The sequence below is a fragment of the Pseudoxanthomonas sp. 68-E7 genome, from assembly GCF_057773145.1.
Map to the genome: position 1 here is coordinate 272,921 of NZ_JBYMTI010000002.1, position 18,288 is coordinate 291,208.

Below are 18,288 nucleotides of genomic sequence, written 5' to 3' on the forward strand. Positions count from 1 at the left end.
ATGGGCAAGAAACCGGACAAGAATAAAGCAACTGGCACCATCGCGTTGAACAAGCGCGCCCGCCACGAGTACCACCTGGAGGAGCGCCTCGAGGCGGGACTGGCGCTGCAGGGCTGGGAGCTCAAGGCCATCCGCGCCGGCCGGGCCAACATCACCGAGGCCTACGCGACCATTCGCCATGGCGAGATCTTCCTGTTCGGTTCCCAGATCACCCCGCTCATCCAGGCCTCCAGCCACGTGGTGGCCGAGGATCGCCGTACCCGCAAGATGCTGCTGCACCGGCGCGAAATCGACCGCCTGATCGGCAAGGTCGAGCGTGACGGCTACACCCTGGTGCCGACCTCGCTGTACTGGAAGGGCAACAAGGTCAAGGCCGAGATCGCCCTGGCCAAGGGCAAGCAATCCCACGACAAGCGCGCCGCCAGCAAGGAACGCGACTGGGCCCGCGAGAAATCGCGCGTCATGCGCCAGCACAACCGCGACGCCTGAGCCGGTTTTCCCGTAGGAGCGACGTGAGTCGCGCCCGGGATTTCCGGCACAGGTTCCCGGCACGGATGACGGGTACGTGCCCAGACTGCTTTATTCATCCGGTCGCGACTCACGTTGCTTCTACGGGACGCCCTCGGCCGTCACCCGGCTAACCACCGGTTGACCGGCTCTCCGTCACAACCTTGTAAGCGCCCCACCCCGCCCCTACACTGTCATGGTCAGGAAACATTCTGGCTCCCGGGGGTGCACTGGCTTCGACGGGGGTTGCAAAGTTGCCTGGTGCATGCCGAGGGGGCAGCTTTCCTCGTAAATCCAGCGGCAAAACTCTAGTTGCCAACGACGACAACTACGCTCTCGCCGCTTAAGGCGTAAGCCCCGAAACTGCTTGTGTCCGTGCTCGCAGCGTAGGGTCACTATCACGGAATCGCCGGGAGCCGCTGCCTGTCAGCTCCCGGTCAACCTCTAACAGGCTGGTCCTGCGGTGCGCTTTGCCCACCGTGCTGCCGCAGGACGAGACTCAACGGGGGGATAAGCATGTAGTACCGGGGATGGAGTGCCTTCGGACGGCGGTTCAATTCCGCCCACCTCCACCATTTCAGGAAAAAGGCCCGCTTCGGCGGGTCTTTTTCTTTGCGCGTCTTGCAGTGAAAGAACGTTCCCGCCATGCCGTCCTGCAGGAAATAACGACCGGGAACTGCTTGCGCGGCTGTCACGCCCGTCGTCCGGAACCCCGCACCCGCTGGCGCGCATCCTTGGCTTTCTGCGCCATCGCTTCGTAGTGCTGGCGCAACCGTTCCAATTCGGATTCTTCCAGTTCCTCCAGGTCCAGCAGTTCGTTGTTCGCGCGCGATGTCACGTGGATCAGTTCGTCCAGCTTGATCTGCATCGCCTGGGTGTCGCGGTTCTGGGTGTTCTGGATCAGGAACACCATCAGGAACGTGATGATGGTGGTGCCGGTGTTGATCACCAGTTGCCAGGTATCACTGAAGCCGAACAGCGGACCGCAGATCGCCCAGAGCACGACCACGCCCAGGGCCAGGCCGAAACAGGTAGGACGCCCGGTAAAGGAGGACGCCTGCTTGGCCAGGCGGGTGAAGGCGGAAACCTTGTTGTTCATGGCGCGGGTCCTGGGGGCTGTCGATGCTGGCTCGACTGTGCGGTCGCCTGCATGTGCAAGCGGTGAAGGCGCGCCTGCGCCGACCGAGGGAGCCTTGCCCCGCCGGCACCATCCACCGCCCGGCCCGGTGCCGCCAACCCTGTCCATGGCATGCGCATGGATTGCCATGGCCGGGTTCGCGAACGTTCTCTCCACCGCGGATGCGAAACCCTGCAGGCTCTCCCCACACAAGTCATCGAGGTGACGCATGAAATCCCGAATCGCATTGCTCCTGTTCGTCGCCGTGTTCGCCAGCGCCATGACGACGGCGTGCCGCAACACGGATCCCGCTCCGGCCGGCCATGCCGCCGGAGCCCGATAGTCCACAGGAGTCCGAAACAGGCCGGCTCCCGCTCACGGGGCCGGCCTCCGGAGTATCCGTCTTCGCCGTCATCCGGCCGGTTCCAATGCTCAGGCCCGCGCGGCGCGTGGGTTCAGTTGATCAACTTCCTCGCCAGCGATTCCGGGTCGTACTCCAGTGCTCCGTCCGCGGTCGAAACCAGCGTCGCCGAGGCTGCCAGCCGCAACAGGGTTTCGCTGACCTGATAGCCATCCTTCGACCGCGCGACATGCTCGCGCGTGCGGGGATCCCGCGCCATCTTTTCCACCAGGTCGCCAAAGGCCAGCACGCGGTAGACCAGCGACAGTTCTTCCTCCGGCTCCAGGCCATGGCCGTCTATTTCGGAGATCACGGCCTTGATGCCGACGTGGATGGCCGACTCGCCTTCGGCCCATTGGTAGTCGCAGGGAAAGTTTCCGGCCAGCGCGGCATGGAAGATCTCCACGCCGAAGCCGAGCAGGTCGGGTCCCACCGGGAGCACGGTGTCCACATCGTTCCGAAGGCTGCGCATGGCCAATCCCCGGGCGCCCAGGCCCCTCGATGAAGTCATGGTGATGTCGCGAAGTCATGGGCCGGCCCCGGCTAGGGATGGGGCCGGCCGCGCGTTCCTGCGCGAGCCATTGCTCGCGGAAGGCGTCGCCAGGGTCCGACCAACGCTGCCCAGCGGACGGGAACCCTCTGCGACACCGCAAGCTTGCACCCGCATGGATGAAAAGCGGGTCAGAGCGGGCACGACGCGGGCATGCACGAACGCAATCCGACAACCGGTCGCCCGCGAACCGCCATCGCGGATCGGGATGGAAGCGTGGACGAAGCCCGCGCCCGCCCACGCATCATCTTTCACAAGACCTTGCCGCTGCGCGGGGGACCTTCATGCAGGAGCCTGGTGCCCCCTGCACCATCTTTCCGGGACCGTTCGAATGAATCCGAAAAGAGACAATTTCTGGAAACGAAATGGCCTGTCGCTGGTCTTGACGGCACTGTTTGCGCTGTTCCTGGTAGCGCAGATCATCGCCGGACACGCGGCCTGGAACACGGACCGGCTCGATCATCATCTGCCCCCCGAAGCGATGTCGTCCTATCTCACCAGCGGCCACTTCGTGTCTGCCACCTTCGAGAACTGGGAAAGCGAATTCCTGCAGATGGGCATGTACGTGCTGCTGACCGTCTGGCTGCGCCAGCGCGGTTCCGCCGAATCCCGGCCGCTGGATCCGGCCGAGGAGGAAGAGCGCATCGACCGGGGTCCGACACCGTGGCCTGTCCTCGCCGGCGGCGCCTGGCGCTGGTTGTATGCGCATTCCCTGTCGATCACGTTCTTCGTCTTGTTCGCCCTGTCGTTCGTGCTGCACGCCTGCGGCAGCTGGAAGCATGAGAACGATGAGCGCGCGATGGCCGGCGAGCCGCTCATCTCGCTGGCGGAGCATCTGTGCGGCGCGCAGTTCTGGTTTGAATCCTTCCAGAACTGGCAGAGCGAATTCCTTGCCGTGCTGTCCATCGTCGTGCTGTCCATCTTCCTGCGCCAGGACAAATCACCCGAGTCCAAGCCGCTTGCGGCGCCGCACGGGCAGACCGGCACCTGAGGCTGCGAAGGCGCAACCCGGACATGCCCGCTGGTCCACATCTTCATCACCCGCGCGACCACAGCCCCGCCGCATGGACAGGCACGATCAGGCAGACACTCCCGGCGTAGGCTGCCCGCTCATTCCGGAGGGCTACATCCGGGACGCAGTCATCCGCCCTGCTCCCGGGCTGGAACGCCACGACGCCCGTTGCGTATTGAACGCCGGTGACGAGGAGGTCGGGTGGCCATCACCCTATACCGCGTCGATCGCGAGCCGGTGTGCCCTATCGTTCCACCGTGCCCGCACGATGCGCCGGCCACCTGCCTGCCATCCGTTCGATGATCCCGAGGTGGCCATGGCTGCTCACGGATCGGCCAGGCGTCCACCTCCGTAGCCAACAGGTGAGCGACACCACCGAGCCCCCACATCACGGGTGCCTCCCGCATTACCCGGATCCGTTACGACCCAATCTGGTCTGGCAGGCCCGACCAGAAGCGTCTTTCATCACCTCTTGCCTTGCCCGGAGGGATAACCATCGCGTTCCCTCCTTGGAGCTCACCATGATCACCCAATCGAATCTGGCCTTCAGTCTGATCGCTTGCCTGGGCATCCTCGCCGGATGCGGGGACCGCGCCGATTCTTCGACCGAAACCGCCTCCGCGCCGCCGCCGGCCACGCCTGCCGATGCGCCCGCCGCACCTGCCGATACCACGCCATCGACCGCCGCCGACATCGCGACGTCCGCCGATGCCAGCGGCGCGATGCCCGTGGATGCCGCGGCGGCCACCACCACGGACGAACGCGCCGCGCTCGGCGTGCTGAACGCGATCAATGAGCACGAGATCGCGGCCGGCAACCAGGCCCTGGAAAAAGGCGTGTCCGGCGATACCCGGAGTTTCGCCGAACTGATGATCCAGGCGCATACCGAGAACCGGGACAAAACCACCGGATTCAAGCCCGATTCCGAAGGCGCCGACGTCAACGCCCAGCGCCAGAAGGGCGAGGCCGAGCTGGCCACGCTCGACAAGCTCAGCGGCGATGCCTATGCGAAGGCTTATGTGGATGCCATGGTCAAGGGCCATACCGACGCACTCGCGGCGCTTGATCAGAAGCTGATTCCCAAGGCCACCACCCAAGCGGTCAAGGATCATCTGGCTTCCACCCGTGAACACGTCGCCAATCATCTCGAACGTGCCAAGGCATTGCAGAAGAAGTGACGTATGGGACCGCGAAGCGCGCCGCGCCGGCCAGGCGCGGCGCGCGGCGTGGATACCCGTTCGCGTCAACACCACTGCGCCGGGTCCCGTGCTGGATCCGTGCCTTCTTTCCCGCCATGGGAGTGATCCAATGACATCGACCACACGGCCACGCAATCCGGTGGAACGCGAGCGCGCGCCCGCCACGCCGGCGCCACGCGGCGAGCAGCCCGGCAAGCGCACCAACGAAGAGCGCAATGATCCCGCATCCGAGGCGGGTGCGCGGCGCGGAAACGATGCCCGCAAGAAGCGCGTCAATCCCGATTGATGCCCGGCCGGATCCCCGCTTCTCGCGGGACGGGTCTATCCTGGCGTCAGCACCACCTTGCGGCAGTCCTCACGCTTCTCGTCGAAGACCTCGTAGCCGCGCGCGGCGTCGGCCAGCGGCAGCCGGTGGGTGATGATGGCTTCCGGCGCCAGGCGGCCTTCCTGGATCATCTCGAGCAATTCGGGCATGAAGCGCTGCACGTGGGTCTGCCCCATACGGAAGCCCAACCCCTTGTCGAAGGCATCGCCAATCAGGAAGGCGTGGATGAAGCCGGCGTACACGCCGGGGATGCTGACCACACCGCCGCGGCGGGTGGCGGCGATGCATTGGCGCAAGGCATGCCCGCTGCTGCCTTCCAGCTTCATCGCCGTCAATACGGTCTCGGCGGTGGACCCCTTGGCCTCGAAGCCCACCGCCTCGATGCTGGCGTCGACGCCGCGCCCTCCGGTCGCCTGGACGATCTGCTCGGCCGGATCATCCTGTTCGTCGAAATTGATGGGATGGACGCCGTAAGCCGTGCGCGCGAAGTCCAGCCGGTACGGATGGTGGTCGACCATGAAAATGCGATCCGCTCCGAGCATGCGGCAACAGGCCGCGCTCATCTGGCCCACCGGTCCCGCACCGAAAATCGCCACCGTGCTGCCGGACTTGATGCCCGCATTGACCGCCGCCTGGTAGCCGGTCGGCAGGATGTCGGACAGGAACAGGACCTGTTCGTCCGCCAGCCCTTCGGGGATGGCCAGCGGCCCGACATTGGCCTTGGGCACGCGCACGTATTCCGCCTGCCCGCCGGCGATGCCACCATACAGCGCACTGTAGCCGAACAGCGCCGCCGGCGGAGTGAGCTGCTTGCGGTTGAGCGCGGCGCCGGTGCCCGGATTGGTGTTCTGGCACGACGCGTATTCGGACAGCAGGCAGAAGAAGCAGGTGCCGCAGGCAATCACGAACGGCACCACCACGCGGTCGCCACGCGCGATGCGCACCACGTCCGGGCCCGCGTCCTCGACCACGCCCATGAACTCGTGGCCGAGGATGTCGCCATCCTCCATGCCCGGCATCTTGCCGCGATACAGATGCAGGTCCGAACCACAGATGGCGGTGGCGGTGACCCGCAGGATGATGTCGTCGCTGTCCTGCAATACCGGATCCGGTACCGTCTCCACCCGCACGTCGCGGGTGCCGTGATAGGTGAGCGCGCGCATGGTTTCTCCTCGCTTGCTGACGGGCAGGACTAGCCCGTCGTCGTCGCGTCCGGCCGCCCGCCGGCCCGGGCCGCGGTGCGCATGTCGTTTCCTGCCGGTGTTCCCACCCGCAGATCGTTGCGGATATCGCGCACGCCACCGCAGGCCTCGACCAGATCCTCGGCATGGTGTCGCAGCCAGCGCTGTTCGACGCATCCGCCCAGCGTGACCACGCCGTCGCGCACCTCCACCGTGATGTCGCCCGCGTCCAGCATGGGATCCTCGGTCAGTCGTTCGTGGATGTCCTCGCCGATCCGCTCGTCGGAACGCACGTAGCCTCGCGGGCCACGCCCGCGGAAGCCGGGCGGCGACGGCTCCGCACGACGCTCTTCGTAGTGGTAGCCGCCTGGGTATGGACGAAATCGGGCATCCAGACAGTCCGCGGCTCCCAGCGAACGCGAAGGCGCATGGCGCCCCTGTTCGCGCCCGCCCGTTGGCTTGTCCCGTGCACCTTCCCGCCAGGCGCGCTGCGCGTGCTGCCCGGGATTGGCGTAATCACTGGAACCCGGGCGCTCGCGTCCGCCATGCCGCTGCGAATATCCACCCGGATCGTGTCCCTGGTTTTGCGACCAGGCATGGAAGTCGCGCGGATCCGCCGGGTCTTCGTGGCGCGGATTGGGAGACAGATCGCGGCGTGCGTCTTGCGGTTTCATGGGGATCCTCCGGGAAAGCGGCCTCCGGCATTCCGCGAAGGCGGCGATGATCACGGCGCGCCGCTTTGCCTGCGGCCCGTTGCGTCCACGCTAGACCCGCCGGCGTGAGCAGAGGGTATGCAACCGCGGATCGTCCTCAGTGATATCCCTGTCCCGCGCGCACTTTGCCGCGGAACACGTGGTACGACCACGCGGTGTAGCCGAGGATGACGGGCAGCAGCACCGCCACGCCCACCAGCAGGAATCCCTGCGAACCCGCGCCCGAGGCCGCTTCCCACAAGGTCAGCCGCGGCGGTGCCAGGTACGGCCACAAGCCGATGACCAGTCCGGCAAAACCCAGCCCGAAGAAACTCAGGGTCAGCACGAACGGGCGCGCATCCCGGCCCTGCGCGAACGCGCTGCGCCAGAGCCAGGCTGCATTGAGCAGCGCCAGCGCCGGTACCGGCGAGAGCCACCAGAAGTTGCCCTGCTCGAACCAGCGTGCCATCACGCGCGAGTCCAGGAAGGGCAGCCACGCACTGACCAGGCCCATGAACACCACCACCAGTGCCACCAGCGGGCGCGCCAGCATGCGCGCCATCCGCTGGAGGTCGCCTTCCGTCTTCATCACCAGCCAGGTGCTGCCCAGCAATGCGTAGCCGGCGATCAGGGCCGCGCCCGTCAGCATCGAGAACGGACTGAACCATGCCGCCGCGCCGGCGCCCGGATCAGCCGCGCGTCCTTCCACCAGCGCCCCCAGGATCACACCCTGCCAGAACGCCGCCCCCAACGAGCCGAGCAGGAACGCCGCGCCCCACAGCCGCTTGGAACGCCGTGCCTTGAAGCGGAATTCAAACGCCACGCCGCGGAACACCAGCGCGATCAGCATCAGCAGGACCGGCAGATACAACGACGACAGCAGCAGCGCATAGGCCGCCGGAAATGCCGCCAGCAGGCTCGCGCCGCCCAGCACCAGCCAGGTTTCGTTGCCGTCCCAGATGGGCGCGGCGGTATTCATCATCAGGTCGAGCTGTGCTTCGTCCTCGGCGAACGGGGCCAGGATGCCCAGGCCCAGTACGAAGCCGTCCAGCAGCACGTACATCAGCACCGCGAAGCCGATGATGCCGAACCAGATCACGGGCAGAGCGGTTTCCATGCTCAGCGATCCTCCAGCGACGCGTCCGCCGCCGACAGTGGACGCGCCGGCGTATGCTAGCCACCCTCGGTATGCGGAGGCGGCTCGAACGGCACCGGCCCGCGCCGGACCATCTTGACCAGGTAGGTCAGCCCGAATCCGAACACGATTGCATAGGCCACCGCGTAGATGCCCAGTGACAACGCGACGCTTGCTGCCCCCACCGGACTCACCGCATCGGCGGTGCGCAGCCAGCCATAGATCACGTAGGGCTGGCGTCCGAGTTCGGTGACATGCCAGCCGGCCAGCATCGCCACGAAGCCCGACGGCAGCATCAGCATCCAGGCGCGCTGCAACCCGCGCGCGTCCGCGAGGCGGCCACGTCGCCAGGCCCACAGCGACGCCAGCGCCAGCAGCAGCATCAGCACGCCGATGCCCACCATCACCCGGAAGGCGAAGAACACCGGTACCACCGGCGGCCGCTCGTCCGCGCCGACCGACTTGAGACCCGGGGTCTGCCCGTCCCAGCTATGGGTTAGCACCAGGCTGCCCGCGCGCGGCACCGCCAGTTCCATGCGGTTGCGCTCGGCGGCCTCGTCCGGCCAGGCGAACAACACCAGCGGCTGGCCCCTGCCCGGCTCGGCCTGCCAGTGCCCCTCCATAGCCGCCACCTTGATCGGCTGGTGCGTCAGCGTGTTGAGCCCATGCAGATCGCCCACCACCACCTGCACCGGCACCGCGATGCAGGCGAAGGCGATCGCCAGCCGCAACATGCGCAGGCCGTGTTCGCCATGCCTGCCGCGCCGCAGGTACCACGCACCGATGCCGCCGATGACGAAACAGGTGGTGATGAACGCGGCCAGGCTCATGTGGACCAGGCGATACGGGAACGAGGGATTGAACACCAGCGCCCACCAGTCGACGGGCCGGAAGATGCCCTCTTCCAGGCTGAAGCCGGCCGGGGTATGCAGCCAGCTGTTGGCAGACAGGATCCAGAAGGTGGAGAACAGCGTGCCCAGCGCGACCAGCACGGTCGACAGGAAATGGATCCGCTCCGGCACCCGCCCCCAGCCGAACAGCATTACGCCGAGGAAGCTGGCTTCCAGGAAGAAGGCGGTCAGCACCTCGTAGCCGAGCAGCGGCCCGAGGATGCCGCCGGCGCGCGCGCTCAGTCCGGCCCAGTTGGTGCCCAGCTGGAAGCTCATCACGATGCCGCTGACCACGCCCATGCCGAACGACACCGCGAATATCTTCAGCCAGAAAAAATACAGGTCCCGCCATGCCGGCTGCCGCGTGCGCAGCCAGCGCCATTCCAGGAAACCCAGCCAGCTGGACAGGCCGACGGTGAACGCCGGGAACAGGATGTGGAAGCTGATGACGAAGGCGAACTGGATGCGCGAGAGCAACAGGGCATCCATGGCGCGTCATCCCTGCCTGGCGCGATCAGTGGCGATTGCTGTCACTGCCGCTGCGGCGGTCGTCGCGGCCCTTGTCGCGGGTGGGTGCCTCGTGCTCAGGCGGTTGCTTGCGGGGCGAGCTGCCCTTCTTGCCCGCGCGCAGCACATGGGCATGGTCATCGGAACGATCCGGGCCGGCGGGCGGCTGGTGGCGCTCGCGATTGCCGCGTGTGGCGGTCATGACGGACTCCTGTTGGGGAAATCGTCGACGACGCTAGCCTGCTCGCCGTTAGCGCACGGCCACGGCCAGGTGAAGCGGATGCAAAACGGCGTGATCTCCTTCGTGGACCAGGCCTCAAGAATCGGGCCTAAAGGATCAACCCTCCAGGAATGGAACGTGCTTGGCGACCATCAGGTAGAAGATCACCAGGAACGACACCAGCGCCGGCACGCCCAGTGCCGTCCAGGCCCCCAGGTGCGCCGCGTAGCGTGGTGGGAGTTCGGTGCCCGCTGTCGCCGCCGCGCGGGCGATATCGCGCAACCGCATCTGCAGCCAGACCACCGGCAGCCAGCACGCCGCCGCGATCACGAACAGCACCAGCGACCAGAACAGCCAAGGCGTGCCCAGCGGCACGCCCATGCGGTGGGCAAGGTACAGCCCGCTGACCGGCTGGAAGACGATGGTGGTGGCAGTGAAGATCCAGTCCGCGATCACCACCAATCGCGCCACCGCCGCCACCAGCCTGGCATCCCGTGTCCGGCTGATGAAGAACAGGTAGAACGCGGTGCCGATGCCGGTGCCGAACAGCAGCGTGGACGACAGGATATGCAGGTACTTAACGAGGATCAGGTCCATCGGGTCTGTCCAGTGCGTGCAGGGCGAGGATCATCGCCAGCAAGGGGACGTTCTTGAGCAAGGGGCCGAACGGGTGTTGCCAGAATTCCGGCAGGCCCACGCTGATCAACACCGTATAGGCCAGCACCAGCGCCAGTTGGAGGCGATAGACAACGCGGCGGTGGCGGGTGAGCAGCGCCAGTCCGAGCACCGCGTCGAGCACGGCGCCGCTCCACAGCGCCAGGTCCGCCCAACCGCCCTGCAGGCCCAACCGTGCCAGCAACGCATGGCTCGCCGCGCGTGGATAGACGAACAACGACACCCAGGCGGTTCCCAGCCACATCATTGCCAGTGCCCCGCGCATCAACGCCAGGTAGCGCGACGTGCGCAGGCGAGCTTCCAGGGTGCGCGCGGAGGCGCCCTCGAGGAAGCCGGCCGGATCCCTTGGCGGCCGACCCAGCAACGCCTGCACGGGCGCGGCATCGGCCGTGTTGCCAGCTTCCAGCATCGCCAGCGCGTCGGCATCCGCCAGGCCGCCTCCCACCCGTCTGGCCCATGGCGGCAGGCGGCGCAGCAGTGCCTGCGGTACGGCGAGGAAGCGCGGTCGCTGGGCAAACGCCTGCTTGAACAACGCCAGGTAGTCACGCAGTTCCAACGCACGCGGACCAACCGCCGCGATCACGGAAGGTGCTTCCGGCGAGGTGACCAGTCTTTCCAGCAGGGCCGCGACATCGTCGATGTGGATCGGCTGGATGCACTGGTGCCCGCCGCCGGGCAACGGCGTGACCGGCCATGCCGCCATGCGCGCGAACTGGCGCGTGCTGGCGCCCTCGGGGGCGAACACCAGCGAGGGCCGCACCACCCGCACCGAGGCGGGCAGCGCCAGGACCTGCGCATCCGCATGGCCCTTGGAGGCCAGGAACGCCTGCGCCGACGCAGGGTCCGCGCCGAGCGCCGAAACCTGCACGATACGCGGCACGCCGGCATCCACCGCGGCCCGGAACAGCGCCATCGGTCCTTTCACGTGCACTGCATCGAAGGTCTGTTTTGCTGATTCCCGGAAGATGCCCACCGCGTTGACCACCGCATCCACGCCACGCAACTGCTCGACCAGCGTGGCATGCGCGGGCGGCGCGGTGTAGTCCAGCGCCAGCGTCCGGGTGCCGTCTTCGTGGCTGCCGGATGCGCGCATCGCCAGGATCACCGTATGCCCCGACGCTTGCAGCCGCCGCACCAGCGCAGCCCCCAGCAGGCCGCTTCCGCCTGCCACCAGCACGCGCATCAGTGTTCCCCCTGGCTGCGCGTGTTCCGGCGTGCGCTGGTCTCGGGGTCGGTGGCGAGCGTGGTGTCCACGGCCGTCATCATGGCATGGAGCCAGCGTGTCGATGGTTCCGTCCCGGCCGGCACCAACGCGGCCAGCCAGTGGGTATGGGATCGTCCCGCGCGCCGCGCGCGCGCGTGGACATGGCGGCATACCGCCGTCGGCTATGCCATCCATCACGCCAGTTCGGTGTTCTGGGCGCTGATGTTCGAGGCGTGGCGGCAACGACGCCCTGGGCCCCGATTGGCGAAGGCTTCGGCAATCGCCACCCTGGCCTATGTCGTCGACTATCACGTCGTGCCACTGCGACTGAGTCCCGGCTTCGAACACCGCATCGCCCGGCCGGGCATGCTGATGACCTATGCGGCTTTCGCGCTGGGCCTGTACCTGGCCGGTCGCCATCGGCGACACCTTCCTCGCTAACCGGCCCGCGCGTGCCAGGCCGCGCGCGCTTCGACCAACGCCGGCAGCGCCACCAGCACGGCAGCCGGCAGCAACGTGCGCAACTGCACGCCCGCATCGGGCCAAGGCTTCCGCAGCGCGACCCGCCCACCCCATCCGTCCGCCGAGGCGACGGCGATGCCCGCCAACGCGACCAGCGCGAACCACGGCGCCATGTCGAGCACGCTATGCACGTGCTGCTCGAGCGGTCCGATGCGTCGTAGCGGATAGGCGATCTGGGTATCGCGGTAACCCACGCCGGCGTGCCCCACCACCAGCAGCCCCTGCAGCAGCAATACCGGCCATGACGGCTGCAGGTACAGCCACAGCATCACCCCGGATCCGATCAGTGCCAGTTGCAGCAGGTGCAGGCGCGACTCGGACCAGCCCGAGGTGTGCGCCAGATCCTCGCGCCAATGGAGGGTGAAATCCGCCAGGCCGGCGCACAGCCAGAGGATGTAGCCGGCATAGGCCCAGTCCGCGAAAGACATGGCTCAGGATGCCTCGTCCCACGGAAATTCCGCCAGCGGTTCGCTGGTCGGCCCGTTGAGGATCGCGCCGCTGGCGGCGTCGAAGCGCGAACCATGGCAGGGGCAGTCCCAGGACTTCTCCTCGCTGCTCCAGCGCACCACGCAGCCCAGGTGCGGACAACGCGCGTTGAAGGTGTGCAGGCGTCCATCCGCGGCGCGATAGGCGGCGATCCGGTGCAGGCCCCGGCGCAGCACCGCGCCGCTGCCGCGGCCGATGTCGTCGGCGCTGGCCACTTCGCCCGGCCGCAGCCAGTCGCGGAACTGCAGGGCGGCGTTGGCGTTCTCGCGCAGCCATTCCCCCGCGCCGCGCACCGGCTTGCGACCCGGGTCGTACAGCGCGGACCAGGGATTGTCGCGCCCCTGGATCAGATCGGTCAGCAGCAGCCCGGCCAGGGTGCCGTGGGTGATGCCGTTGCCGGAATCCCCGGTGACCAGATAGACATTGTCGTTGTCCGGATCGCGGCCGATGAAGGCCAGGCCGTCCACCGGTTCGAGGATCTGCCCGGACCAGGCATGGGTGAAGCGGTCGATGTGCGGAAACCGCACCTTCGCCCATTCCTGCAGGCGCGCGTAGGCGGTCGGATCATCGTCCTGTCCGGTCTTGTGATCCTCGCCGCCCACAATCACCTGCACCGGTTCGGAAGCATCGCCGGGTACCTGCAGCCGCACATAGTGGTAGGGATCGCCATCGTCCCAGTACAGCGCGTCGGGCAGCGCGCCGGACGGCGCCTCGCCCGCCACGGCGTATGTCCGGTAGGCGGCCTGTTTCAGGTAGGTCGCGCCGGTCTGATGGAACGGCACATTGCTGGCCACCACGACCGCCGCGGCGCGCACCTCGTCGTCATGCAGCCGGATCAGCGGCTGCACGCCGCCCTCCACCGCCGTGGCCTCCGCGCGCAGGAAGCCGCCGCCCGCATCGCGCACCGCCTTGGCCAGGGCCAGCAGGTACAGACCCATGTCCACCCGCGCCTGTTGATCGAAACGCACCACCGGGCCCAGCGTTGCCGGCGTCTCCGCGCCCCCGGCAAGGACTTCGGCGGACAGCCCGGCCGTGCGCGCGGCTTCCGCTTCGCGATGCAGGTTGTCCGGATTGCCATCGTGGGAAAACAGGTAGCCGGGAATGCGCCGGAAGCCGCACGGCTGCTGCGTGCCCAGCGCCAGTTCCTCGATCCAGTCGATGGCCGCGGCATGGCTCGCCGCCGCCAGCCTTGCGCCGTCCTCGCCATGCTGGCGCGCCAGCCGGTAATAGCGATCATCCAGTGCCGAGGCCAGGTGCGCGGTGGTGCGCAGTGTTTCGCCCGCACCGATGCCCTCGCGATCGATTACCAGGACCCGCCGGCCCTCCCGGCAAAGGCACAGTGCGGTACTCAGCCCCGCGATACCAGCGCCGATGACCACGACGTCCTGGACTTCGCTGACCGGCCCGTCCAGGAACCAGCCGGAAGTGGCCGCGTCCACCGGTGACCAGATCGGTTGCGTGCGTGCGGTGCCCATCGTCTGACTCCTTCTTCCACGGTTGTCCTTGGCTTAGCCCAGCGAGGGACAAGACGACGTGAAACCCGCGTACGCGATCTCGCTGCACGCGTTAACAACGCAGGCACGCGTGACCTCGTCGCGGGCGAAGACCATGCCTGAGTCAAATCTTCGCGGGCCCGACCTGCAGAATCTGCAGGCCGCGCCTTTCCCGCCTTGGCGAGCGTGTAGCGGGACGCCTGCCGCTGGCACGGCCATGGCGCCGAAGGAACGGGGTGTGAATCACGCCCCGTTTCCCACGCGACAGGAGATCGACATGCCAACCCGACGCAACCAGAACAGCCAGAACCACCAGGATCGCCGCGGCTTCGCCAGCATGGATCCGGACAGGCAGCGCGACATCGCCGCCGAAGGCGGCCGCGCCGTGCACCGCAGTGGCAACGCGCACGAATTCGATTGCCGCGAGGCCCGTGCCGCAGGCCGCAAGGGCGGCGAGGCCCGCGGTGGCCGCAACGATCACTGATCTCCGTCGGACCGTGGGTCCGCTACCGGACTCAGCACGAAAACGTGGGCTCACGGCCCGCGTTTTCGCGTGTCCCCGCAGCATGGTCACGCCCGGGGCGGATCCGTCTCGCGTTCGGGATTGCGGTGCCGCGCGATGGCGCCGATAAAGCGCGACAGGCTGTCCTCATTGGTGGCCTCGGCCATCACCAGCGCCGTGTCCGACGCCGCTTCGATCTCGATCCCGGCCAGGGACAGCACCTGGCTGGCAGTCCCCAACGCAAGGATCGCCTTGCCGTGACGCCAGGCGTCGCGGACGAATTCCAGTACCCGTCCATCCGCCGACCACAGCGCCACCGCCTCGTCGCCGGCCGGCAGTACGACCGCGTCGAACAGCACGCTGGGCGCGTTCTCCACCGAGGCGTCCGCATCCAGCATCTGGCCTTCCTCGGTTTCCAGTGCGCCCACGTGCGGTCCCACCACCCGCACGCCCGCGCCATGCCCGGCCAGCGTGTCGACGATCGCGCGGACGTCTTCGGCGCGCACGCCGCGCGTGGCCAGGACCGCCACCCGCCGCGTGCGGATGCCGCCGTCGCCGGGACGGGCCTCGAGGGACAGCGCCGGCGACAGGGTCACTTCCGCGGCCGGGGACGGTTCCAGCGCCCGCGGCATCGCGGGCGGCAACGCCATGCCCAGTCCCGCCGCCACTTCCGCGGCCAGCGTCTCGGACACGTTGCGCAGCATCGACACCATCCGCCTGCGGATCGCCGGCACCGTCACCTTGCTCAACTCGAAGCGGAAACCGGCGGCGATATGGCGCTTCTCGAACGCGGTCTGGCTTTCATAGAACAGCGTGGCCTGGTTGAAATGCTCGGCGAATTTCTCCGGCTTGGCCCGCACTTCATCGCCTTCCGGAGGTTCCGGGAAGGAAACGAATCCGGCCGCACCGGCCTGGAACGGACAGCCCCCGCCCAGCGAATTCGGCTCGTACGAGACCCGCCCGCGATGGATCGCCTGGCGATGCATGCCGTCGCGCTGGTTGTTGTGCACCGGCGCCACCGGCGCGTTGATCGGAATCTCGTGGAAGTTGGGCCCGCCCAGCCGGCTGATCTGGGTATCCACATAGGAATGGATGCGCCCGGCCAGCAGCGGGTCGTTGGTAAAGTCGATGCCGGGAATCACATGCGCGGCGCAGAAGGCCACCTGCTCGGTCTCGGCGAAGAAATTGTCCGGATTGCGGTTCAACACCAGCCGCCCGACCATGCGCAGCGGCACCAGTTCCTCCGGCACGATCTTGGTCGCGTCCAGAACGTCGAAGCTGAAGGCCTCGGCCTGTTCCGGGGTGAAGATCTGCAGGCCCAGTTCGTACTCGGGATAGTCGCCGGCCTCGATGGCCTCCCACAGATCACGGCGGTGGAAATCCGGATCCGCGCCGGAAATCTTGACCGCTTCCTCCCATACCAGCGAATGGGTGCCGAACCTGGGAATCCAGTGGAACTTGCAGAACACCGAGTCCCCGTCCGCGTTCACCAGCCGGAAGGTATGCACGCCGAAGCCCTGCATCATCCGGAAACTGCGCGGGATCGCACGATCGGACATCAACCACATCAGCATGTGGGCGGATTCGGGCATCAGCGAGACGAAATCCCAGAAGGTGTCATGCGCCGAGGCGGCCTGGGGCATGCCGTGGTGCGGTTCCGGCTTCACCGCGTGGACCAGGTCGGGAAATTTCATTGCATCCTGGATGAAGAACACCGGCATGTTGTTGCCCACCAGGTCCCAGTTGCCTTCGTCGGTGTAGAACTTCACCGCGAATCCGCGCACGTCCCGCGCGGTGTCCTTGGATCCGCGTTCGCCGGCGACGGTGGAAAAGCGCACGAAAACCGGCGTCTGCTTGCCGGCTTCCGCGAAGGGCGCGGCGCGGGTGAGATCAGACAGGCTCTCGTAGGCCTCGAAATAACCATGCGCGCCCGAACCCCGCGCATGCACGATGCGCTCGGGAATCCGCTCGTGATCGAAGTGGGTGATCTTCTCGCGCAGGATGAAATCCTTGAGCAGCGCCGGACCTCGCAGCCCGGCTTTCAGGCTGTTCTGGTTGTCGGCCACGGCCACGCCCTGGTTGGTGGTCAGGACCCGGTCACCGGCATCGTTGCGCACGCGCAGCAGCGGCCCGCTGCCGGCATCCATGCCCGGCAAGGCGGATTCACCCGTCTTGCCGGTGTCATTGCGTTCGCTCACCGTGCTGGCCGCCGCCTCGGGCGCGGGCGCCGGCACGTGCGTGCCTTCGGGCGGGTCCAGCGCGTTCTCCCGGTCGTGCTCGGCCGCCTTGTCCACGTTGTACTCGCGCTCGCTGGACCATGCCTCCGCCAGGCGCGCAGCTTCGGCCTGCGGCGCCCCCACGGCATCGCGGCGGGCGGACGCCGGGCCGGAATCGGTCCGCGGTGCGGCTTTCTTGGCGGCCTGGCGCTTGGACGGGGCTTGCTTCTTGCTCATGGCGGGCACCTCCAGGGAGAGAGGTGTCCCAACCTAGTCCGATGGAGTGAACAGAATGCGTTCGCCAGCCGGACACCCGCTACGCCGCCGGTGCAGGGCCACCCGCCCTGCCCTGGTCGAGGCCCGGCTACAACGGGGTTTCCGCGGTCCCGTCGAGATAGCGAAGGAGCACTTCGGGCATCTGCCGGGTGACTTCGGCAGGCGGCTCATCGTTGCGAAGATCCAGATAAAGGGCGGCCGAAGCTGCCAGGGCGGCGCGGATGGCACTCGCCTCGTGCGCGGCGACGGTGCGGCGCAGCAGATCGCTCGCCTGCATATCCACTGCTTCCATCCGCCTCACCCCACGCTGCGGGCGTCCCGCCCTGCGATGAAGCATCGGTCCCAGTACCTGGTCGCGGATGAAGGCGAGCATCCCGATCGCCTCGAACAGCTCGCCACGCCCCAGCTTGGCCGCGCCGTAGTGCAGCCATACCCACGCCCGCTGTTCGAACCATTCCGGGGACCGGTCGGGCCAGTGGATGGCCGCCGAATCCAGGCGGGCTTCGATATCGCTGCCTGCGCGCGCGAACAGCACCGCGGGCCGCTCGACCAGCCGGTCCAGATCATCGGCGACGACGAACTTCAGATCCACGTGAATCAGCGGCGGACCGTACAGGCAGATGAGCAATCGCGGCTCGCCGACATGTTCGCCGCCGAAGGCCGACAACAGGCCATCCATCCGTTCGGCGAACTGCCGGCGCGTCGCCATCACGTCGGGATAGTGCGCGGCGTCCACGACGACTACGAAATCCAGATCCGAATACGGATCGAAGCCGCCGTGGATATAGGAGCCGCCGGCGAGCAGCGCGGTCAGCCGGTGGTCGCGGGAAACCTCGGTCCGGACCCTTTCAACAAAATCATGGTGCAACTGAGGAAGCATGCTGGGCATATCGGTTCTCCAGGCCAGCAGCTCAGGTTACTGGAGATGCGGCGGCCAGAACAAGCGATGCGGGCCTTCGCTGGAGCAGCGAGGGATCGCGGGCCTGCAGCCCTCCCTCGCATCGCGGCCAGTACTCCCCACCTCACAGTAGCCTCGCTCCCGGAAGAACGGTCCTGGCCGCCGCCTTCTCCTGCCAAGGCGCGCCATGGTCCCGCATACAAAATGCATCGACAGCGCCGGGTGTGCCTGTATGGACAAATGCGGACAAGAAGATGCCCGCGCAACGCGGTAGCGTCACC

At 67.3% G+C, this 18,288-nt stretch carries 19 protein-coding genes and 1 other RNA gene; 7 read left to right on the forward strand and 13 right to left on the reverse strand.

Annotated features, from left to right (window positions below; translation table 11 throughout):
- Together smpB and ssrA are read left to right on the forward strand one after the other, a co-directional pair.
- Complete coding sequence (smpB, locus tag AC3DE2_RS05805; protein WP_295378599.1) at window positions 1–489, forward strand: SsrA-binding protein SmpB; 489 nt, start codon at window positions 1–3, stop codon at window positions 487–489.
- A 239-nt stretch (window positions 490–728) separates the two neighbouring features.
- Window positions 729–1,082: a transfer-messenger RNA gene (gene ssrA, locus AC3DE2_RS05810) on the forward strand.
- Window positions 1,083–1,198: 116 nt separating this feature from the next.
- On the opposite strand, the gene AC3DE2_RS05815 is transcribed toward ssrA, so the two are convergent.
- Entirely contained in the window at window positions 1,199–1,606 is a 408-nt protein-coding gene (locus AC3DE2_RS05815; RefSeq protein WP_295378602.1) for a low affinity iron permease family protein, read from the reverse strand.
- 473 nt (window positions 1,607–2,079) lie between these two features.
- Complete coding sequence (locus AC3DE2_RS05820) at window positions 2,080–2,496, reverse strand: hypothetical protein (RefSeq protein WP_295378604.1); 417 nt, start codon at window positions 2,494–2,496, stop codon at window positions 2,080–2,082.
- Between the two features lie 409 nt (window positions 2,497–2,905).
- Between AC3DE2_RS05820 and AC3DE2_RS05825 the strand changes: the two genes are divergently transcribed.
- The 3 genes from AC3DE2_RS05825 to AC3DE2_RS05835 all read left to right on the forward strand — a co-directional run bounded on the left by AC3DE2_RS05825 (window position 2,906) and on the right by AC3DE2_RS05835 (window position 5,071).
- Window positions 2,906–3,565: a DUF6766 family protein gene (locus tag AC3DE2_RS05825; protein ID WP_295378606.1), complete on the forward strand. Its 660-nt coding sequence runs from the start codon at window positions 2,906–2,908 to the stop codon at window positions 3,563–3,565.
- A gap of 383 nt (window positions 3,566–3,948) precedes the next feature.
- On the forward strand, window positions 3,949–4,764 hold the full coding sequence (locus tag AC3DE2_RS05830; RefSeq protein ID WP_488425429.1) for a DUF4142 domain-containing protein: 816 nt from the start codon (window positions 3,949–3,951) through the stop codon (window positions 4,762–4,764).
- A gap of 130 nt (window positions 4,765–4,894) precedes the next feature.
- Window positions 4,895–5,071, forward strand: a complete 177-nt coding sequence (locus AC3DE2_RS05835; protein ID WP_295380985.1) for a hypothetical protein — start codon at window positions 4,895–4,897, stop codon at window positions 5,069–5,071.
- A 35-nt stretch (window positions 5,072–5,106) separates the two neighbouring features.
- Here AC3DE2_RS05835 and AC3DE2_RS05840 read toward each other — a convergent pair whose 3' ends face one another.
- From AC3DE2_RS05840 to AC3DE2_RS05870, 7 genes are all read right to left on the reverse strand, one after another.
- Complete coding sequence (locus tag AC3DE2_RS05840) at window positions 5,107–6,273, reverse strand: zinc-dependent alcohol dehydrogenase (RefSeq protein WP_295380989.1); 1,167 nt, start codon at window positions 6,271–6,273, stop codon at window positions 5,107–5,109.
- 29 nt (window positions 6,274–6,302) lie between these two features.
- Window positions 6,303–6,965 carry a BON domain-containing protein gene (locus tag AC3DE2_RS05845; protein ID WP_488425430.1) on the reverse strand — a complete coding sequence of 221 codons (663 nt, stop codon included), beginning with the start codon at window positions 6,963–6,965 and terminating at the stop codon, window positions 6,303–6,305.
- A 136-nt stretch (window positions 6,966–7,101) separates the two neighbouring features.
- Window positions 7,102–8,106 carry a cytochrome d ubiquinol oxidase subunit II gene (cydB, locus tag AC3DE2_RS05850; RefSeq protein ID WP_488425762.1) on the reverse strand — a complete coding sequence of 335 codons (1,005 nt, stop codon included), beginning with the start codon at window positions 8,104–8,106 and terminating at the stop codon, window positions 7,102–7,104.
- Window positions 8,107–8,156: 50 nt separating this feature from the next.
- Window positions 8,157–9,497: a cytochrome ubiquinol oxidase subunit I gene (locus tag AC3DE2_RS05855; protein WP_488425431.1), complete on the reverse strand. Its 1,341-nt coding sequence runs from the start codon at window positions 9,495–9,497 to the stop codon at window positions 8,157–8,159.
- 25 nt (window positions 9,498–9,522) lie between these two features.
- On the reverse strand, window positions 9,523–9,717 hold the full coding sequence (locus AC3DE2_RS05860) for a hypothetical protein (protein WP_488425432.1): 195 nt from the start codon (window positions 9,715–9,717) through the stop codon (window positions 9,523–9,525).
- A 135-nt stretch (window positions 9,718–9,852) separates the two neighbouring features.
- Window positions 9,853–10,332, reverse strand: a complete 480-nt coding sequence (locus AC3DE2_RS05865) for a DUF2269 domain-containing protein (RefSeq protein ID WP_295381003.1) — start codon at window positions 10,330–10,332, stop codon at window positions 9,853–9,855.
- Window positions 10,313–11,593, reverse strand: a complete 1,281-nt coding sequence (locus AC3DE2_RS05870; RefSeq protein ID WP_488425433.1) for an SDR family oxidoreductase — start codon at window positions 11,591–11,593, stop codon at window positions 10,313–10,315. The genes AC3DE2_RS05865 and AC3DE2_RS05870 overlap by 20 nt, the downstream gene beginning before the upstream one ends.
- A 63-nt stretch (window positions 11,594–11,656) precedes the next feature.
- On the opposite strand from AC3DE2_RS05870, the gene AC3DE2_RS05875 reads away from it, so the two are divergent.
- Window positions 11,657–12,055, forward strand: a complete 399-nt coding sequence (locus AC3DE2_RS05875; protein WP_488425434.1) for a hypothetical protein — start codon at window positions 11,657–11,659, stop codon at window positions 12,053–12,055.
- Here the strand turns inward: AC3DE2_RS05875 and AC3DE2_RS05880 are convergent.
- Both AC3DE2_RS05880 and AC3DE2_RS05885 read right to left on the reverse strand, forming a co-directional pair.
- Entirely contained in the window at window positions 12,052–12,564 is a 513-nt protein-coding gene (locus AC3DE2_RS05880; protein WP_295382393.1) for a hypothetical protein, read from the reverse strand. The genes AC3DE2_RS05875 and AC3DE2_RS05880 overlap by 4 nt on opposite strands.
- Window positions 12,565–12,567: 3 nt before the next feature.
- Complete coding sequence (locus tag AC3DE2_RS05885; protein WP_295382392.1) at window positions 12,568–14,097, reverse strand: FAD-dependent oxidoreductase; 1,530 nt, start codon at window positions 14,095–14,097, stop codon at window positions 12,568–12,570.
- A 295-nt stretch (window positions 14,098–14,392) separates the two neighbouring features.
- On the opposite strand from AC3DE2_RS05885, the gene AC3DE2_RS05890 reads away from it, so the two are divergent.
- The gene (locus tag AC3DE2_RS05890) at window positions 14,393–14,599 is read left to right on the forward strand and encodes a KGG domain-containing protein (RefSeq protein WP_295382391.1); all 207 of its coding nucleotides are present in this window, start codon (window positions 14,393–14,395) and stop codon (window positions 14,597–14,599) included.
- Window positions 14,600–14,685: 86 nt separating this feature from the next.
- Here AC3DE2_RS05890 and AC3DE2_RS05895 read toward each other — a convergent pair whose 3' ends face one another.
- A complete protein-coding gene (locus tag AC3DE2_RS05895; RefSeq protein WP_488425763.1) occupies window positions 14,686–16,764 on the reverse strand; it encodes a catalase in 2,079 nt (692 codons plus the stop codon).
- A 433-nt stretch (window positions 16,765–17,197) separates the two neighbouring features.
- Window positions 17,198–17,989: a nucleotidyltransferase domain-containing protein gene (locus tag AC3DE2_RS05900; RefSeq protein WP_488425435.1), complete on the reverse strand. Its 792-nt coding sequence runs from the start codon at window positions 17,987–17,989 to the stop codon at window positions 17,198–17,200.
- Between the last annotated feature and the right edge of the window lie 299 nt (window positions 17,990–18,288).

Excerpts from the sequence above, each read along its gene's own strand:
- smpB (WP_295378599.1), top strand. The coding sequence starts at position 1 with ATGGGCAAGAAACCGGACAAGAATAAAGCAACTGGCACCATCGCGTTG.
- AC3DE2_RS05815 (WP_295378602.1), bottom strand. The coding sequence starts at position 1,606 with ATGAACAACAAGGTTTCCGCCTTCACCCGCCTGGCCAAGCAGGCGTCC.
- AC3DE2_RS05820 (WP_295378604.1), bottom strand. The coding sequence starts at position 2,496 with ATGCGCAGCCTTCGGAACGATGTGGACACCGTGCTCCCGGTGGGACCC.
- AC3DE2_RS05825 (WP_295378606.1), top strand. The coding sequence starts at position 2,906 with ATGAATCCGAAAAGAGACAATTTCTGGAAACGAAATGGCCTGTCGCTG.
- AC3DE2_RS05835 (WP_295380985.1), top strand. The coding sequence starts at position 4,895 with ATGACATCGACCACACGGCCACGCAATCCGGTGGAACGCGAGCGCGCG.
- AC3DE2_RS05840 (WP_295380989.1), bottom strand. The coding sequence starts at position 6,273 with ATGCGCGCGCTCACCTATCACGGCACCCGCGACGTGCGGGTGGAGACG.
- AC3DE2_RS05845 (WP_488425430.1), bottom strand. The coding sequence starts at position 6,965 with ATGAAACCGCAAGACGCACGCCGCGATCTGTCTCCCAATCCGCGCCAC.
- AC3DE2_RS05855 (WP_488425431.1), bottom strand. The coding sequence starts at position 9,497 with ATGGATGCCCTGTTGCTCTCGCGCATCCAGTTCGCCTTCGTCATCAGC.
- AC3DE2_RS05860 (WP_488425432.1), bottom strand. The coding sequence starts at position 9,717 with ATGACCGCCACACGCGGCAATCGCGAGCGCCACCAGCCGCCCGCCGGC.
- AC3DE2_RS05865 (WP_295381003.1), bottom strand. The coding sequence starts at position 10,332 with ATGGACCTGATCCTCGTTAAGTACCTGCATATCCTGTCGTCCACGCTG.
- AC3DE2_RS05870 (WP_488425433.1), bottom strand. The coding sequence starts at position 11,593 with ATGCGCGTGCTGGTGGCAGGCGGAAGCGGCCTGCTGGGGGCTGCGCTG.
- AC3DE2_RS05880 (WP_295382393.1), bottom strand. The coding sequence starts at position 12,564 with ATGTCTTTCGCGGACTGGGCCTATGCCGGCTACATCCTCTGGCTGTGC.
- AC3DE2_RS05885 (WP_295382392.1), bottom strand. The coding sequence starts at position 14,097 with ATGGGCACCGCACGCACGCAACCGATCTGGTCACCGGTGGACGCGGCC.
- AC3DE2_RS05890 (WP_295382391.1), top strand. The coding sequence starts at position 14,393 with ATGCCAACCCGACGCAACCAGAACAGCCAGAACCACCAGGATCGCCGC.
- AC3DE2_RS05895 (WP_488425763.1), bottom strand. The coding sequence starts at position 16,764 with ATGGATGCCGGCAGCGGGCCGCTGCTGCGCGTGCGCAACGATGCCGGT.
- AC3DE2_RS05900 (WP_488425435.1), bottom strand. The coding sequence starts at position 17,989 with ATGCTTCCTCAGTTGCACCATGATTTTGTTGAAAGGGTCCGGACCGAG.